This window comes from Ensifer sp. (genome assembly GCF_035999135.1).
Classification (GTDB): Bacteria; Pseudomonadota; Alphaproteobacteria; order Rhizobiales; family Rhizobiaceae; genus Ensifer.
Genome location: NZ_DASYGZ010000144.1, coordinates 145,712 through 162,692 on the forward strand (window position 1 = coordinate 145,712; position 16,981 = coordinate 162,692).

The following is a 16,981-nucleotide window of genomic DNA, read 5'->3' on the forward strand; positions in this document are numbered from 1 at the left end:
AGGGAGCGCCTCAGGACTTTTCGCTGAGCGCGATGACCCGGTCGAGCGCGGTCGCAAAACCCTTCAGCGATACCGAAAAGGCAACGTCCTTCTCGCTGTCGCTGGCGAAGGCGCCGATCTTCAGCGCCTGGCCGTTGCGCAGCAACGTGACGGTCGCTTCGGTGAAGGTCAAAGGCACGACGCAGCCGAACGGCAGGCAGGTGCGGAACGCCGACGGCTTGCCGCCGCCCGCGTCGTCGACGCCAAGGGTCACACCCCTGCCGAGGTAAAGGCCGAAAGGAAGCGCGAGGCTGCCTTCGAGGCCGCCCTTGTCGGCCAGTCGAAGTTCCAGCGTCAGCACATGCTGGCCGCTCTTGTGGAACTGGCGCTGCGACAGCAGGCAGTGCTTCCGCCCTTCGATCTCGGCGCAGGCAACGCTCCAGTCATCGTAGCTCTCTGTCAGTTGAGAAGGGGCCGCGGCCGGTGGCCTGGCGGCCGCGTCTTCTCCGTAAACGGGACTGATGGCGACAAAGGTCGCCATCAGCAAGGTCGAAATCCAGACGAACCTTACCATCAGAAGCGGACGTCAAGCTTGGCGTCGACGGCATTCTGCGTCGTGCCGGAGCCGAACTGGCCGGTATAGGTGATGCCGAGGCTTGCCGTGCCGGTGAGCGCGAAGTCGATGCCCGCCTCGATGATCGCGGCATCCTCGGCGATCGGCGTGCCGGCGACCGAAAACGCGCTGCCCGTGCCGAAGCCGACCGTCGAAAACGGCGTCGTATCGCCAAAGGCATGCTGCCAGCCGAGCATGCCGCGCAGTTTTGCGTCCGTCGCACCGAGGCTGAGCGGCGCCGAGGCACGCAGACCGAGCGTCGTGAACGTCGTGTCGGTCGTGTTGCTCCGGCTCGCAAGCGCCGCCGCGCCACCGCGTTCAGTGAAGCCGTCGGTGTGCAGGCTGACATAGGCGAGGTTGGCGAAGGGTTCGAGCGCAACCGTCGGCAGGTCGATGCGGTAGCCGACTTCGCCGAAGGCCTGGAAGGTGCCAGCATCGTAGTCGGCCTTCAGGTGATCGGTAAACCCGGGGAAGGCGACGGTGCGCGACGTGTTGATCGAATGCCAGGTATAGGCAAGGCCCGACCGCAGCGCGACATCGCCCCAGCGGCTGCCGCTGTAGACGCCGAGGTGGTAGTTGTCGCTGTCGCCGCTCGCAGCCCGGTTGTCGACGTCGAAGTTGGTCCGGCTGTAGCCCGCCATGATGCCGACGAGTGCGTTGTCAGAGACTGCCGCATCGAAGCCGGTAACGAAACCGCCGGTCGATTGGTCAAGCCCCGCCGCATTGCCGTTGCTGTCGGTGTTGGTCCACGAGCCGAACACCTGGCCCCAACCGACCATCGCAGGCGGCGCGACGGGGACGGCGTTGACGGCGGCGACGGCGCCGGTCGTGAGCTTGTCCTCGGGACCGTAGGCGAGAACCGGAACGTTGGCGGCGCCCACGTCGCCGAAAGCATCGCGGATGCGGTCGTTGACGGCGTTGCGCAACAGGCTGCTGTCGTTGATCAGCGCGGTCTGCGCCGAGGCGTGAACTTCGCCCGACAGTTGATCGAAGGCGCTGCGTGCCGCCTCGCCGTCGAGCAGCGTCAGGGCGTTGTAGAGGCCGAGTGATGGGCCGCTCTGGGCGAGCGTGTTGAGCGCAAGCGCCGTCTGCCGCTGGTTGCCGGTGGCGGCTTCGCCTTCGAAGACGCCAGGCGTCGTCGGTTCGCCGGGTTTCGGTTCTTCGCCGGGCTTTGGCTCTTCACCCGGCTTTGGTTCTTCGCCGGGCTTCGTGCCGCCGTTCTTCACCTTGATCTTCAGATCGACCTGCTTTTCCTTCTGGTCGAGCGAGACCTCGAGGAACGCAGACTTCGAGATTGCCTCGGCAAATTTTCCCTCGATGGCGCGGTCGGCCGAAAGGATCGTATAGGTTTGACCGGTCTTGTAGCTCGTGTTCGGATCAAGCGCCGTGACCTGTACGTTGGTGCCGCTGCCGATCTTGGCGATGCCGGTGTTGTCGTTGGTGCCGATGCTCTTGACAACGATCCGGTCGGAACGGCCATCGCCGGCAACGTCGGCCTCGTAGATCGACCCGCCCGCCATATCGAGCCGCCCCATGATCGTCAGGGTGCCGGTCGAATTGTTGCCGGGCGAGATGATCGCGTTCTTGTCGATGTAGGTATCGCCGACCGTGCCGGAGCCGCCCAGACGGCCGAAGGAGGTCGAGTTCGGGTCGCGGGCGCGGTTCATCTCGCCGAACACGTTCACCTCGTTGGTGTAGAAGCGGTCGCCCTGCACCCGTCCGGTCTCGCCATCGACGATCAACGTGCCGCCGCTGACTTCAAAGCGGGTCTCGCTGAAGTCCAGCGGCCCGTTGTCCGGGTCGTTATCGATCGTATCAAGGTTGTTCTTCAACACCAGCTTGCCGCCGGAGACATTCACCTTGCCGTAGAATTTCGTCAGATCGCCGCTGACGATGGTTTCGCCCGAAAAATTGGTGATCGTGCCCTTGCCGACCATGGTGTTGGCGAACTGGTAACCGGTGTTGGTGTGGTTGAAATTGACGTAGCCTTTTCGCGGACCGAAATCGATCTTCGTCGCAGCGTCGACCGTGCCGGCCGCTTGCGCCTGGCCGGCAACCGGCTCGGCGATATTGTTGAGATGGACCTTGCCGCCGATCGTCAGGTTGCCCATGCCTTCATTGTTGATGCCGCCGATGTCGGACAGCACGATGCCGCCGCCTGCCGAGAGCTTGCCGCCGTTGGCAACGGAAAGGTTGACCCGTCCGGCCTCGCCGATGATCAGCGTGTCGGTAACCTTGAGCTCGCTGCCGACGCCATCGACGGTTGCCTGGATGGTGTCGACGCTTTCATCTTCGCGCAGGATGGCCGTGTTGGTCGAAACCACGGCGCCCTTCTCGATCGTGAAGCTGTCGCCGATCGTCAGTTCGCCGGTGTTGACCCAGCGCGAATTCTGGCCGGTGACCAGCACCGTGCCGTTTTCGAAATAGCCCGTCTTGGAGTTGACGAGGCCGCCGTCTTCGATCCGGACCGCCGCCGTGTTGAGCGTCAGGCCACCGGAAGCGACGCCCAGGAACTCGGTGTTGAGCATGGAACCGGTCCCGCGCACCACCAGCGTACCGTCGCCTTCCTGCAGCGAACCGACATAGGTTTCCTTGGCCGAGACCCTGCCGCCGTTCTCGACGATCAGTGTTCCCTTGCCGCCGTAGATGCCGTTCTCGAATCCGCCGACGAAGAGCGCGCGGTAGCCGTTCGGATTGGCGTCAACGATATCCCAGGACGAACCGGGGCCAGAGACGACCACCGTGCCGACGGAGCCGCGACTGTCGGCGATATAACCGTTCACGCTTTCGACCTTGGCGCCGCTGTTGATCGTCAGCGTGGCGCCGCCCGGCCCGCCGCGGACCACGAGATTGCCGTTGACCGTATGATCGCTGGACCACGTCGTGTCGGTCGGAACCAGCAATCCGGCCGCCTTTGCCGGCGATGCTCCAAACGGCGCGGCCGCCAGCAGCATCGAGACAAGGCCGGCCCGGCCGAGCGCGGTCGAGCTCAAAAGGTTGATCCTCAAAACGTCCGCCTTCGCACAGCTATTCAATGTCTGCCCCTTTTTCATTTGCACTGATCGGCGCACGGCATCCGGCTCAACCGGCGGCGCGCGGCTCATGGGGCGGCTATAGCAAGCTCGTGAAAGGGGAGAATTCGGCTTTCTGCAAACGGCAAATTGCAGCGCCGAAGGGCTGTGGCTTTCTGCAAGCCGCTCGATTTCGGCGACGAACGGCGATCGACAACCTTATCGCATTGAACGATAAAACCCGCATGGCGCGAGACGATGGCACGGTTTCACCCGAAGAGGCGGAGTATGTCGCCGGCGTTCGCCGGGCGACCCTGTTCCTCGGCCTGATTTATCAGTTCATGCAGTTCGTCATCAGCAACACGCTGTGGATCTTCCTCGGTTATGATCCGATCGCGATTGCGCCGATCACATGCTCAACGGCACGCTGATGTCCTACGGGATGGCGGCGGCGCTCTTTTGGTATCGCGACCGGTCGATCCTCTTCAAGCTGCTGCTCGGCTCCGCCCTCTCGCTCGCTGCCGCGGCGATCAACACCGGCCTCGACTTTCTCTGTCACGGTCTGATCGAACATGGTGACGGGAGCGCGATCAACTGGACCAATGTCGGCTACACCATCATCTATTGCGTGGCCCTGTTCCACGGATGGGCGTTTCTCTACATCGCGCTGCTTGCCAATTTCGAGTTGCGCGAGCGCGAGCGTCGCCTCGCCGTGATACGCGAGGAGGCACTGGCTGCGCAGATGCGGGCCTTGCGCTATCAGGTCAATCCACACTTTCTCTTCAACACCCTGAACTCGATCGCCGGGCTTATCGAGGAGGGTTCGTCGACGGTGGCCGGTCGCATGGTGTTGTCGCTTTCCTCGTTCCTGCGCACGACCCTCGAGCTCGACCCGATGCAGGATGTCTGTCTCGCCGACGAACTGGCGCTGCAGCTTGGTTATCTGACCATCGAGGGCGAGCGCTTTTCGGACCGGATCCGGCTGAATATCGATATCGCGCCCGGTCTCGAACAGGCGCTCGTCCCGAGCCTCATCTTGCAGCCACTCATCGAAAACGCGGTCAAGCACGGCGTCGGCTGTTCGGCGGACGTGGTCGAGATCCTCATCAAGGCGGCAAGACAGGGAGAGACCCTGGAGCTTTCGGTCGAAAACGATTTCGCAGACGAGACCGGGCGTGCGAGACGCCCTTTGGGAACGGGCACCGGCCTCAGGAACGTCGCCGACCGGATCAAGGCGCGTTTCCCCGATGTCGGCGCCTTCATTTCCGGCCTCGTTGCGCCGCGCCGCTTCCGGGCGTCGATCACCATGCCCTTGAGGCTCGCCTAGGCCGGTCGGCCGTCAAACGACATGGCTGCGGTTCCCGCCCGCTCGACCGCATGAGGTTGCGGTCGAGCGAACGGGGCTTTCTGCGAACCGCTTGAAATGACCGACGAACGGTAATCGACATCGGCAACCGGTTGAACGATAAAAAGGCTATGAAACCCAGGGACGACGCGAAATCAGTCGACGAAAGCGCCTACGTCGCCACTGTGCGGCGCACGACGCTATGGCTCGGTTTCCTCTACTGGTTCGTCGAGTTTCTGGTCAGCAGCATTCTGTGGGGCATTCTCGGGATAGACCCCGTCATGTCGGCGCCCGGCAAGCTGCTCTTGATGTCCTGTGGCATGACCTTCTCCTATGGCATCGCCGCGGCCATGTTCAGCGCCCGGCACCAGCATATCGCGGTCAAGATCGTCGTCGGATTTGCATGTTCGCTGATCGCTGCTTTCGCCAACACCGGCGTCGACTTCCTGCTCTACCTGTTCATCGTGCGTCCCGATCCGATCGTGGCCGACTGGACCAGCATCGGCTATACGCTCGTCTACAGCATGGCCACGTTTGTCGGCTGGTCGTTCTTCTTCGTGGCGCTGCTCTACAGCTTCGAACTGCGCGAGCGTGAACGGCGCTTAGCGGTGACCCGCGAGGAAGCACTTGCGGCGCAGATGCGGGCGCTGCGCTATCAGGTCAACCCGCATTTCCTGTTCAATACGCTCAACTCCATCACCGGCCTGATCGAGGAAGGCGAGACCGATGCCGCGACACGCATGGTGATGTCGCTGTCCAGCTTTCTGCGCACCACGCTGGAACTCGACCCGCTGCACGACGTGCGGCTTGCCGACGAGCTTGCGCTGCAGACCGGATACCTGCACATCGAAGGCGAGCGCTATTGCGACCGGATGAAGCTTCGGATGGATATCGGAACCGGCCTCGAGGAGGCGCTGGTGCCGAGCCTGATCCTGCAGCCGCTCATCGAGAACGCGGTCAAACATGGCGTCGGCGGCTCCGCGGACCAGGTCGAGATCGTCATCAGCGCCGCCAAGGTCGGGGAGACGTTGCAGCTTTCCGTCGAAAACGACATCGCCACGGAAACGGTGGCTGCGCGCCCTCGGTCGACAGGCACCGGCATCGGTCTCAAGAACGTGACCGATCGCGTTCAGGCGCGCTTTCCAGGCGTCGGGGCATGCGTATCCGGTCTCGTCTCACCGGCGCGCTTCAGGGCCGCCATCACCATGCCGCTGAGGCTCGCATGAACGACGTGATGACAGCCCCACTTTCCGTGCTCGTCATCGACGACGAACCGCTCGCCAGGCGCCGGCTGCTGCGTCTTCTGGGCGCCATACCGGCAGTGGAGGTGGTCGGGACGGCCGGCAACGTGCAGCAGGCTTGTGCGCTCGTCGCCGAACTTTCGCCGGACGCCATCCTGCTCGATATCCAGATGCCCGGCGGCACCGGCTTCGACATCCTGGAGCAGCTTGGCAACAACGCACCGGCCGTTGTCTTCGTGACCGCCTTCGACCACTACGCGCTCCGCGCCTTCGAAGCCGAAGCCATCGACTACGTCACCAAGCCGATCGAGGCCAGCCGGCTGCGCACCGCGATCGAGCGGGCGCGCGTGGCGATCGCGGCGCGCACCAGCACCGAACGCGTGCTTGAGCTCAACGAGACGGTGCGCGCACTTCGCCAGGCGCTTCGCAAGCACGAAACCCAGGCGGCCGATCTCTGGATCAAGTCCCGCGGCGAGTTCGTCCGCATCACCCTTGAACGGGTCGTGCGTTTCCAGGCGGAGCGCGATTATGTTCGCATTCACGTCGACGGCCGTTCCTATCTGCACCACGAAAGCCTGGCTTCGCTCGAACGCCGGCTCGACCCGGCGGAGTTCCTGAGGCTTCACCGAAGCTCGATCGTGCGCCGGGACTGTATCGTCGGCCTCAAGCAGGCCCCTTTCGCAGCGCTGATCGCCCTTCTGTCCGACGGCAGCGAAATCCGCGTCGGACGAACCTATTCCCGCCATGTCCGCCCGATGACGGGCGAGCGCAGCCAACAGGACTAGCAAAGCGCGGGACGCCGCCGGCCCCGGTTCTAACGCAAGACCGCGCGCAATCGCGGCACGGCGAAATCGACGAAAGCCCTGAGCTTCATCGGCACCAGACCCTGCGGCGGATAAACCAGCTGCACCGGCAGCGGCGGATGTTCGAACGCCTCCAGCAGGGGAACGAGCAGGCCATCGGCAACAGGCCGGGCGACCTGGTAGGAAAGCACCCGCGTCAGGCCGAGCCCGGCGATGGCGGCGTCGACGGCCGCTTCCGCCGTGTTGACGACCAGTCGCGACCGGATGGGCGCCACCTGCTCGCGACCGTCTTCGAGAAATCGCCAGACATGGGCCGCCGTGACGTTTTCGAAGGTGATGCAATCGTGGTCTGCAAGGTCGCCGGAAGAGGCCGGCGCGCCGTGACGCGCGATGTAGCCGGGGCTGGCATAGACCACCCGGCGTACCGTGCCCAATTTCGCGGCGATCATGTTGCTGTCCGGCAGGTTGCCGATCCTCAGCGCCACGTCGATGTGGTCGTCGACGAGATTGGCGAACCGGTCGCTCTGGGCGAGCCGCAGATCGATGTCCGGATAAGCCTTGAGGAAGTCGACGACGACAGGCAGCACGTGCAGGCGTCCAAAGACGATGGGTGCGGACACGGTCAGCTCGCCCTTCACCGCACTGTATTCGCCGGCCGCCACCCTTTCCGCTTCCTCGACCCGCGCGAGAATTTCCCGGGCGGCCCCGACATAGGCGCGGCCGGTTTCGGTGAGCAGGATCCGGCGGTTCGTCCGGGTGACGAGCTGCGCGCCGAGATGTGCTTCAAGCTCCGAGACCTTCCGGCTGACGGTCGCCAGCGGCGTCTTCAACTGACGTGAGGCCGCAGACAGGCTGCCGCTTTCGACGACCGCGAGCAGAACCCCCATGGCATCGAGACGATCCATCCACCCTTCCAATAAATGAGAATCAAGCTATCAAAATGCCAGTCTACTGCCAAAAACCGGAAAGTCATAGATTGATCTCGAAGGCGGCTCATCCCGAACCGCCGGGGACCGCAACGGTTCTCACTCTCTTTCAGGGACGTCTCCGATGAAACTCTATCGCCATCCGCTGTCCGGTCACTCCCATCGGGCCCAGCTCTTCCTGTCGCTGCTCGGCGTGCCGCACGACCTCGTTGACGTCGATCTGAAGGCCCGGGCGCACAAGGAGCCGGACTTCCTGGCGCTCAACCCCTTCGGGCAGGTTCCGGTGCTCGACGACGACGGCATCGTCGTCTCCGACTCGAACGCCATTCTCGTCTACCTCGCCAAGAAGCTCGGCCGCATCGACTGGCTGCCGGAGGACGCGGCGTCGGCCGCCAGGGTGCAGAAATGGCTTTCGGTCGCCGCCGGCGATATCGCCTTCGGTCCGGCCGCGGCACGACTTGTCACCGTCTTCGGCGCTAATCTCCATGCGGAAGACGCAATCGCCCGCGCACATCGCGTCCTGGCTCAGATCGATGCCGCACTCGCTGACCATGACTTCCTGCTCAGCGCCCGGCCGACCATCGCCGACGTCGCCCTCTACAGCTACGTTTCGGCAGCACCAGAAGGCAATGTCGATCTTTCCGGCTACGACAGGGTCCGGGCCTGGCTCGCCCGCATCGAGCGCCTGCCGGGGTTCGTCGGCTTCCAGAAAACCGCCGTCGGCCTGGCGGCCTGATCCAACGGCCGGGGCGGACGGCACCGCCCCGGCCCTCTCCTGCAATCGAGGCGCGCCACCATGTCGGACCATGCACAAGCGAAACAACCAGCCTCCCCCTGGCACGAGGGTGAGCTTGCCATCCAGCGCAGCCTCGGCGTCGTCGAGCGCATGGATGCGACCGGACGCAATTTCGTGCGCAGCTTCATGCCGGAGCAGCATCAGCAGTTCTTCCCGATGCTGCCTTTCGCCGTTTTCGGCGCCGTCGATGCCAGGGGTGATGTCTGGGCGACGATGCGCGCGGCGGAGCCGGGCTTCATGCAAGCACCCGACGCCTTTTCCCTCGACGTTCAGCTGCCGCGCGAGCCTGACGATCCGGCCGATTCCGGCATGGACGACGCCCAGTCGATCGGCATGCTCGGCATCCAGCTGGAAACCCGCCGCAGGAACCGGCTCAACGGCGCGATCCAGCGCGAAAGCGACGGCGGTTTCACCATCCGCGTCCGCCAGAGCTTCGGCAACTGCCCGCAATATATCCAGCTGCGCCAGTTCGCATTTTCCCGCGACCCGCGGCAGCCTGCGTCCGCGCGACCGTCCCGTCATTCCGCTCTGAACGACCGTGCACGGGCGATCATCGCCAACGCCGACACCTTCTTCGTCGCCTCCTATGTCGACCTCGGTACCGGCGAGCGGCAGGTCGACGTCTCGCATCGCGGCGGCAAGGCCGGCTTCGTTCAGGTTGGCGACGACGGCGTGCTCACCATCCCGGACTTTTCCGGCAACCTGTTCTTCAACACGCTCGGCAACTTCATGGTCAACCCGAGGGCCGGCTTGCTGTTCGTCGACTTCGCCACAGGCGACATGCTGCAGATGAGCGGCAGCGCCGAGGTCATTCTGTCCTCGCCGGAAGTGTCCGCCTTTCAGGGCGCCGAACGGCTGTGGCGCTTCCGTCCGGAGAAGGTCATTTATCGCGAGGACGGCCTGCCGCTTCGCTGGGCCTTCGAGGAGAGCGGCTGGTCTCCCAGCCTCAAGCCCACCGGCGACTGGGATCAGGCGAAGGTCCGGCTTGAGGCCGCAGCGCTTGCAGATGCATGGCGCCCGTTCCGCGTCGCCCATGTCGAAGACGAGAGCACGACGATCCGCTCGCTCTATCTCGAACCGGATGACGGTGTCGGGCTCATGGCCTACCAGGCCGGCCAGCACCTGCCGATCCGCATCAACATCGAAGACGGCGGAAGGCCGCTCGTGAGGAGCTATACGCTGTCCTCGGCGCCGACGGATGGTCTCTACCGTATCAGCGTCAAGAAGGACGGCGTGGCCTCCCGCCACCTGCACGGACTGAAGCCCGGAGACCGGATCGAGGCGCGGGCGCCTGCCGGCAGCTTCACGATCGACGGAACCGAGCGACGGCCCGCCGTGCTGATCGGCGCCGGCGTCGGCATCACGCCGATCCTTGCCATGCTCAAGCACATCGTCGCGGAAAGCCGCCGCAAGCGGCGCACGCGCCCGACCTGGGTCTTCCAGGCCGCCCGCTCGCCGGAAGAGCGCGCCTTCGATCGGGAGATCGCCGACCTGGTCGCGGAAGGCGAGGGCAGCATTCGTCTGGTGCGGGCGCTGAGCCAGCCGGCAACGGCCATCGAAAGCCAGGACTACGACATTGCCGGTCGCATCGACCTCACCCATCTCAAGGCCACCCTGCCCTTCGACGACTACGATTTCTATCTCTGCGGCCCGGCGACCTTCACCCAGTCGCTTTACGACGGCCTGCGCGCGCTTAACATCGCCGACGCCCGCATCCATGCGGAAGCCTTCGGCCTGTCGTCCCTCACGCGCCGGCCGGATGACGGTTCGGCACGGGTGATGGCGCCCGCCGCCCAAGCGCCCGTGCACATCGTCTTTGCGCAATCCGCCAAGGAGGCCCGCTGGCAGCCCGGCGATGGCAACCTGCTCGAACTCGCCGAAGCGCGCGGCCTGACGCCCGAATATGGCTGTCGCAACGGCAGCTGCGGCTCCTGCAAGGTCGCGGTGATCGAGGGTAGCGTGACCTATCCCGCGCAGCCGTCCTTCCCGGTCGGCGAAGGCGAGGCGCTCATCTGCTGCGCGGTGCCCGCCGAAAGCGAGGAGCGCAAACTGCATCTTTCGCTCTGAGCCCTGGTTCGGTTATGGATGATGCACCACATCATCAGGCAGTCGACCTCGGCCGAGCGGGATGCGCCATGAACGACCAACAGATACGCGATATCGTGCTCTGGCTTTCCGAGCAGGGCCTGAAGGGACTGGACGAGCCGGAACTGTTTGCCGGCTTCTGCGAGCAATGTCGTGCAGCCGGCCTCGACCTTGCCCGCGCGCTCGGCCTGATCGACACGCTGCATCCCGAGTTCGAGGGCCGCGCCTTCCAGTGGAACGACGAGAGCGAGATCACCCCGGAGGTCATCCAGTACGGGTCGACGACCACGGGCGAGGCGCTGCTGAACTGGCAGAACTCGATCTTCTACCACATGCTGTGCGACCGCACGGCAGAACGCCGCATCCGGCTATCGGCGGATGAAGGCACAAGCTACAACATCATCAACAAGCTGAAAGATGAAGGTCATACCGACTGCGTCAGCATGATCCATCACTTCACCGACCAGGGCCGCGTCGGCGAGATGGACTGCTTTTACTCCTACTGGACCACACGCCGCGACAGCGGGTTCAGCGACGAGGACGTTGCCGCGCTCCGGATCCTGCTGCCGACCCTCGCATTGGCGGTGAAGGCCGGCTCGTGCGTGCGCATCATCGGCACGCTCGCCGACGTCTACCTCGGCGCCGACGCCGGCCAGCGCGTGGTCAAGGGCAGCATTGCCCGCGGCTCGGCCGAGCGGATCGAAACCGTCATGTGGTTTTCAGACCTGCGCGGTTACACGCGCATTTCCGACACCGCCTCCCCCGACGAGATCATTCCGCTCCTCAACGACTATTCGGGAACGGTAATCACGGCCGTGCACGATCATGGCGGCAGCGTGCTGAAGCTGATCGGCGACGGCGTTCTGGCGATCTTCAATGCAGAGGACCCGGCGACGGCCTGCGCCAACGCGATCGGCGCGGAGCGGCAGTTGCGGCGCATGCTCGCCGAACTCAATCTGCGCCGACAGGCGGCCGGCAAGCCGGTGACCGACGTCTATCTCGGCCTGCACATCGGCGAAGTGTTCTACGGCAACATCGGCAGCCAGACCCGCCTCGATTTCACCGTCGTCGGACCGGCGGTCAACGAGGTCAGCCGCATCTCGTCCATGTGCCGGTCGGTCGAGCGGCACATGATCATGTCGTCGGAATTCGTCGCGGCATGCCCTGCGGAAGAACAGGCCCATGCGGTTTCGCTCGGCCGGTTCGCGCTTCGCGGAATTGCCAGGGCGAAGGAGCTCTTCACCTGGGACCCGGAGCTGCCATTGCGTTGAATAGGCGGGGCTTACTGGCTCATCACGCCGGCCGAAAGCCGCGACAGATGGCGGTGCTGCAACTCCGCCTGCACCTCGTCCTGGAAGACCATCACCTGATGCCGAACTTCATCTTCCGAACATCCACAGGCAAGAAGTTCATCCGCAAGTGCGCGGCAGCGGCGACGCCAGAACTGCAGCGCTTCGGCGCCATGCAGATCCTCAAGCTCGGCGGCAGCGCCGCGAATGGCATGCAATCTCCTGACCACAGGAAACGGAACGACGGTGTTCGCGTTGGTTTCCGCGGCTTCCACTGATTGATTGCCTGCCATCGTCTCGTTTGCCCCCTGGACTTCATGCATTGACGCGAACGCACGAAGACGCCCCACGCGTATCGATATCGAACATTCGATCCGTTCCCGGTGTCCCCAACCGAACGCGAACCGTTCTGCTGATTCCATTTCTACGAAGCCTATGGTTAACGTTTCCTTCCCTTCGGTACCGAAGTGAACCGATTGCGTCTCGCCGTGGCGAAGACAGCGGTTGCGTCACGCGCAAGACACGGTTTTCGAGCTTTTCCGGGTTGGTTTCGCCTAAAAAACATGACATTGAAAATCATCTTTCTTTGAGCGCCCCTGAGCGCCCCCGCCCCCAGTGAGTGCACGTGCATGCTGAAGCGCTTCTTTTCGTTCTACCGCCCCTATCGCGGCCTCTTCATTCTCGACTTTTCCTGCGCCGTGATGTCCGGCCTGCTGGAGCTCGGCTTCCCGATCGCGGTGAAGCTGTTCGTCGACCAGCTGCTTCCGAGCCAGGAATGGACCTTGATCCTGCTCTCCTCGGTCGGGCTGCTCGTGGTGTACCTGCTGAACACCGGCCTGATGGCCACGGTCACCTATTGGGGCCACATGCTCGGCATCAACATCGAGACGGACATGCGGCGCATGGCCTTCGATCACATGCAGAAGCTCTCCTTCTCGTTCTTCGACAACCAGAAGACCGGCCATCTCGTCGGGCGCCTCACCAAGGATCTCGAGGAAATCGGCGAGGTTGCGCATCACGGGCCGGAAGACCTGTTCATCGCCATCATGACCTTCATCGGCGCACTGGCGCTGATGCTGATGGTGCATTGGCAGCTGGCGCTGATCACGGCGGCCGTGGTGCCGCTGACGGCCTGGGTCACCAGCCGCTACGGCGGTCGCATGACGCGCAACTTCCGCAACCTCTATGGCCGGGTCGGCGACTTCAACGCCCGCATCGAGGAGAATGTCGGCGGCATGCGCGTCGTCCAGGCCTTCGCCAACGAAGAACACGAACGCAGCCTGTTTGAAACAGACAACCAGAACTATCGCCGTACCAAGCTCGAGGCCTATCGCATCATGGCGGCGAGCACGTCGCTGAGCTACATGAGCATGCGGCTGACGCAGCTGATCGTGATGATCACCGGCTGCTACTTCGTCCTGACCGGCGAACTCACCAATGGCGGCTTCGTCGGCTTCCTGCTGCTCGTCGGCGTGTTCTTCCGGCCGGTCGAGAAGATCAATTCGGTGATCGAGACCTATCCGAAGGGCATTGCCGGCTTCAAGCGCTTCCTCGAACTGATGGAAACCGAGCCCGACATCGAGGATCGCCCCGGTGCGACCGCCGTCGCCGGTCTCAAGGGCGACATCGTCTATCGCAACGTTTCCTTCGGCTACAGCGCCGAGAAACCGATCATCCAGAACATCGATCTTTCGATCCATGCCGGCGAGACCATCGCCTTCGTCGGGCCGTCTGGGGCCGGCAAGACGACGATCTGCTCGCTGCTGCCGCGCTTCTACGAAGTGAGCGACGGCGCCATCACCGTCGACGGCACCGATATCCGCGACATCACGCTTTCGTCGCTGCGCGGCCAGATCGGCATCGTGCAGCAGGACGTCTTCCTGTTTGCCGGCAGCATTCGCGACAACATCGCCTATGGACGCCTCGGCGCAAGCGATGCTGATATCCTCGACGCCGCGCGACGCGCGAAGCTTGATGGCATGATCTCAGCCCTGCCCGAGGGCATGGATACCGTGATCGGCGAACGCGGCGTCAAGCTGTCCGGCGGCCAGAAGCAGCGGCTGGCGATCGCCCGTATGTTCCTGAAGAACCCGGCGATCCTCATCCTCGACGAGGCGACCTCGGCACTCGACACGGAGACAGAACGGGCGATCCAGCAGTCGCTCGCCGAACTTTCCAAGGGGCGCACGACGTTGATCATCGCGCACCGGCTGGCGACGATCCGCGACGCCGACCGAATTGTCGTCGTCGATGGCAGCGGCATTCGCGAACAGGGGCCGCATGCAACGCTTTTGGCCGCCAAGGGCGCCTACAGCCGCCTTTACCACGCCCAGGCGGCAGCCGTTTGAGCCAAGTCGACCGGCGCGCAAGCATTGCATGTATGAGAGGGGGACGGTACGAACGGGGCGTGCCCACCCTCACCCTTTCTTGATTGACCTACCTACGCCATGAACACCCCTGATCTTTCCGCTCTCGAACGCGCCATCGAAACCCTTCCGCGCCACTATCCGGGACCGGGCGGGGTCGTCGGTGTCGTCAAGGACGGCGCGGTGCTTTTCAGCCATGCCTGGGGCTATGCCGACCTGACGGCGCGCAAGCCGATGACGGCCACGACACGGATACCGATCTGCTCGATCACCAAGCAACTGACCTGCGCCGTTCTCCTGGACACGGTCGGCGATCCGGCGAGGCTCGATCGCGCACTCGACGCCTACCTGCCTCTGCTTGAAGGCAGGCGGCCGACCGTCGCACATCTTTGCCACAACCAGTCCGGACTGCGTGACTACTGGGCGCTGACGGTCCTCCAGGGCGCCAGGCACGACGGCGTCTTCCGCCGCGAAGACGCGCGCCCCCTCATCTCCCGGGCGCGCTCCACCCACTTCGATCCGGGCACGCGCTATTCCTATTCCAACGGCAATTTCCGCATTCTCGCCGACCTCATCGAAGAGCACACCGGCCGCTCAATGGCGGAACTCTATCAGCGCTCGGTCTTCGATCCGGCCGGCATGCAGACGGCTGCGCTGACGGCGGACACCAGCCTCCCGCCTGATGGCCTCGTCGGCTACGAAGGCAACGAGACGGTCGGCCACTTCGAAGCGCTCAACCGCATCTACTGGGCCGGCGATGCCGGCGTCTCGGCCTCGCTCGACGACATGCTGGCCTGGGAGTGTTTCATCGACCGGACGCGAGAGGATGCCGGGAGCCTTTACCGTCGGCTGTCGGCGCCACAGTCCTATATCGACGGCCGCCCGGCCCACTACGGCTTCGGCCTTGCCCACGACCTGATCGGCGATGTCGCGATCACCGGCCATGGCGGCGCCCTTAGGGGGTTCCGCAGCCGCCGGCTTTACGCGCCGGCCGCCCGCCTTTCGGTCGTCGTGATGTTCAACCACGAGGCCGATGCGCATGCGGCCGCGACGGACCTGATGAAGGCAGCGCTTGGCCATAGGGATCACGACCCCGCGCCGGCAACCTGGGAGCCGAAAGACTTCGGCACCTATCTCGACGAGGAGACGGGTCTTGCCCTCGTCGCCAAGCCGATAGGATCGTCCCGCGTCGCGTTGCAGTTCGCCACCTCCCATGAAACGCTCGCGATCGGCACGGACCGTGTTGCCCGCTCAGCGGCGGTAACCCTCTCGGCCGACAGGGGCAGCGACACGCTGCGAATGGAGCGGCCGAGAGAAAACCTGTCGGTCACAGGGCAACGCATTGCCGGCACCGCGCGTGCCGACATCGCCGGACGCTTTCATGCGCCGGAACTGGGCGCCCGTCTGGATATCGTAGAAACGGACGGCGTCTTCTATGCCGGCTTCGACGGCATGCTGGGCACGGGTGCCATGCACGCCATACGGCCACTCGCAAGCGATGTCTGGTTTCTGCGCTGCAAACGGTCGATGGACGCGCCTGCACCGGGAGACTGGACCGTGCTCGTCCGCCGCGACGCGGAAGGCAAGGTGGTTGGCCTGACAGTCGGCTGCTGGCTTGCCCGCAGGGTCGATTATGCCAAGCTGACGGACGCCACCTGACCCCTTTGATAGCCTCGAAGCCGCAGAACTGACGTAGACCTCCACGATCCGAAAGACACGAGCTTGAAGCAAAAGCAACCGACAGCCATCCGAACCGCGAGCCGCAGCAACGGCGCAGATGCCGATGCCGGCAAGCGTGTGACGATAGCCCGCGCGCTCTCCAAGCTTGGATACTGTTCGCGCACGCAGGCCGAAAAACTGGTGCGGGAGGGCCGCGTCAGCATCTCAGGACGCAGGACGAGCGATCTTTCGGCCTGGGTCGACATCGACAAGGATCGCATCGCCGTCGACGGCAAGGCCGTGCTTGCCGAAGCGAAGATCTACCTGATGCTGAACAAGCCTCGGGGCCTGGTCACCACACGCCACGACCCGGAAGGGAGGCCGACCGTTTTCGACTGCCTCGAAGGCATCGATAGCACGCACCTGTCCCCCGTCGGACGCCTGGACAAGGCGAGCGAAGGATTGCTGCTCTTCACCAACGACACCGTGCTTGCCCAGCGACTGCTCGATCCCAAGACCCATCTCGGCAAGATTTATCATGTGCAGATACAGGGGCAGATCGAAGTCGATCAGCTCGCGCGAATGGTTGCCGGTGTGGAAGAAGGCGGTGAGACGCTTCGCGCCGCGCGCGCCGTCCATTTGCGCGGCGGCGACAAGAACAGCTGGGTCGAAATCGAGCTCGAAGAGGGACGCAACCGCCAGATCCGGCGCATGCTGGATGTTCTCGGTTTTGAGGTGCTGCGGCTCCTGCGGGTCTCGATCGGCGCCATCGCTCTCGGTGATCTGCCGAAGGGCGCGACCCGCGCCCTGACCGCCGGCGAAATCGCCTATCTGAGGCAGCGTACGGGAGTTTGACGGCAGCCCTACG

The 16,981-nt window shown here is 64.2% G+C and carries 14 protein-coding genes; 10 read left to right on the top strand and 4 right to left on the bottom strand.

Features of this window, described 5'->3' with window-relative positions; all coding sequences use genetic code 11:
• Nucleotides 1–10: 10 nt before the first annotated feature.
• Nucleotides 11–553, bottom strand: a complete 543-nt coding sequence (locus VGO12_RS18030) for an invasion associated locus B family protein (RefSeq protein ID WP_327514113.1) — start codon at nucleotides 551–553, stop codon at nucleotides 11–13.
• A complete protein-coding gene (locus VGO12_RS18035) occupies nucleotides 553–3,585 on the bottom strand; it encodes an autotransporter domain-containing protein (protein ID WP_327514114.1) in 3,033 nt (1,010 codons plus the stop codon). Before VGO12_RS18035 ends, VGO12_RS18030 begins: the two co-directional genes overlap by 1 nt.
• Before the next feature lie 41 nt (nucleotides 3,586–3,626).
• Between VGO12_RS18035 and VGO12_RS18040 the strand changes: the two genes are divergently transcribed.
• The 4 genes from VGO12_RS18040 to VGO12_RS18055 all read left to right on the top strand — a co-directional run bounded on the left by VGO12_RS18040 (nucleotide 3,627) and on the right by VGO12_RS18055 (nucleotide 6,974).
• A complete protein-coding gene (locus tag VGO12_RS18040; protein WP_327514115.1) occupies nucleotides 3,627–4,034 on the top strand; it encodes a hypothetical protein in 408 nt (135 codons plus the stop codon).
• Nucleotides 4,016–4,930, top strand: coding sequence for a sensor histidine kinase (locus VGO12_RS18045; RefSeq protein WP_327514116.1), 915 nt, complete (start codon nucleotides 4,016–4,018; stop codon nucleotides 4,928–4,930). Before VGO12_RS18040 ends, VGO12_RS18045 begins: the two co-directional genes overlap by 19 nt.
• 149 nt (nucleotides 4,931–5,079) lie before the next feature.
• Nucleotides 5,080–6,174, top strand: coding sequence for a sensor histidine kinase (locus VGO12_RS18050; RefSeq protein WP_327514117.1), 1,095 nt, complete (start codon nucleotides 5,080–5,082; stop codon nucleotides 6,172–6,174).
• The gene (locus tag VGO12_RS18055) at nucleotides 6,171–6,974 is read left to right on the top strand and encodes a LytTR family DNA-binding domain-containing protein (protein WP_327514118.1); all 804 of its coding nucleotides are present in this window, start codon (nucleotides 6,171–6,173) and stop codon (nucleotides 6,972–6,974) included. Before VGO12_RS18050 ends, VGO12_RS18055 begins: the two co-directional genes overlap by 4 nt.
• Nucleotides 6,975–7,003: 29 nt before the next feature.
• Here VGO12_RS18055 and VGO12_RS18060 read toward each other — a convergent pair whose 3' ends face one another.
• Entirely contained in the window at nucleotides 7,004–7,897 is an 894-nt protein-coding gene (locus tag VGO12_RS18060) for a LysR family transcriptional regulator (RefSeq protein WP_327514119.1), read from the bottom strand.
• 145 nt (nucleotides 7,898–8,042) lie between these two features.
• Between VGO12_RS18060 and VGO12_RS18065 the strand changes: the two genes are divergently transcribed.
• The 3 genes from VGO12_RS18065 (at nucleotide 8,043) to VGO12_RS18075 (ending at nucleotide 12,070) form a co-directional block, all read left to right on the top strand.
• Nucleotides 8,043–8,654, top strand: coding sequence for a glutathione S-transferase (locus VGO12_RS18065; protein WP_327514120.1), 612 nt, complete (start codon nucleotides 8,043–8,045; stop codon nucleotides 8,652–8,654).
• Nucleotides 8,655–8,714: 60 nt separating this feature from the next.
• A complete protein-coding gene (locus tag VGO12_RS18070) occupies nucleotides 8,715–10,781 on the top strand; it encodes a pyridoxamine 5'-phosphate oxidase family protein (protein ID WP_327514121.1) in 2,067 nt (688 codons plus the stop codon).
• 68 nt (nucleotides 10,782–10,849) lie between these two features.
• Entirely contained in the window at nucleotides 10,850–12,070 is a 1,221-nt protein-coding gene (locus tag VGO12_RS18075; protein ID WP_327514122.1) for an adenylate/guanylate cyclase domain-containing protein, read from the top strand.
• An 11-nt stretch (nucleotides 12,071–12,081) separates the two neighbouring features.
• Here VGO12_RS18075 and VGO12_RS18080 read toward each other — a convergent pair whose 3' ends face one another.
• On the bottom strand, nucleotides 12,082–12,510 hold the full coding sequence (locus VGO12_RS18080) for a DUF6074 family protein (RefSeq protein ID WP_327514123.1): 429 nt from the start codon (nucleotides 12,508–12,510) through the stop codon (nucleotides 12,082–12,084).
• 207 nt (nucleotides 12,511–12,717) lie between these two features.
• On the opposite strand from VGO12_RS18080, the gene VGO12_RS18085 reads away from it, so the two are divergent.
• The 3 genes from VGO12_RS18085 to VGO12_RS18095 all read left to right on the top strand — a co-directional run bounded on the left by VGO12_RS18085 (nucleotide 12,718) and on the right by VGO12_RS18095 (nucleotide 16,968).
• Complete coding sequence (locus VGO12_RS18085; RefSeq protein ID WP_327514124.1) at nucleotides 12,718–14,436, top strand: ABC transporter ATP-binding protein; 1,719 nt, start codon at nucleotides 12,718–12,720, stop codon at nucleotides 14,434–14,436.
• Nucleotides 14,437–14,535: 99 nt separating this feature from the next.
• Nucleotides 14,536–16,113 (top strand): D-aminopeptidase, encoded by a 1,578-nt coding sequence (locus VGO12_RS18090; RefSeq protein WP_327514125.1) that lies wholly within the window; start codon nucleotides 14,536–14,538, stop codon nucleotides 16,111–16,113.
• A gap of 63 nt (nucleotides 16,114–16,176) precedes the next feature.
• Nucleotides 16,177–16,968: a pseudouridine synthase gene (locus tag VGO12_RS18095; RefSeq protein WP_327514126.1), complete on the top strand. Its 792-nt coding sequence runs from the start codon at nucleotides 16,177–16,179 to the stop codon at nucleotides 16,966–16,968.
• The last annotated feature ends 13 nt before the right edge of the window (nucleotides 16,969–16,981 follow it).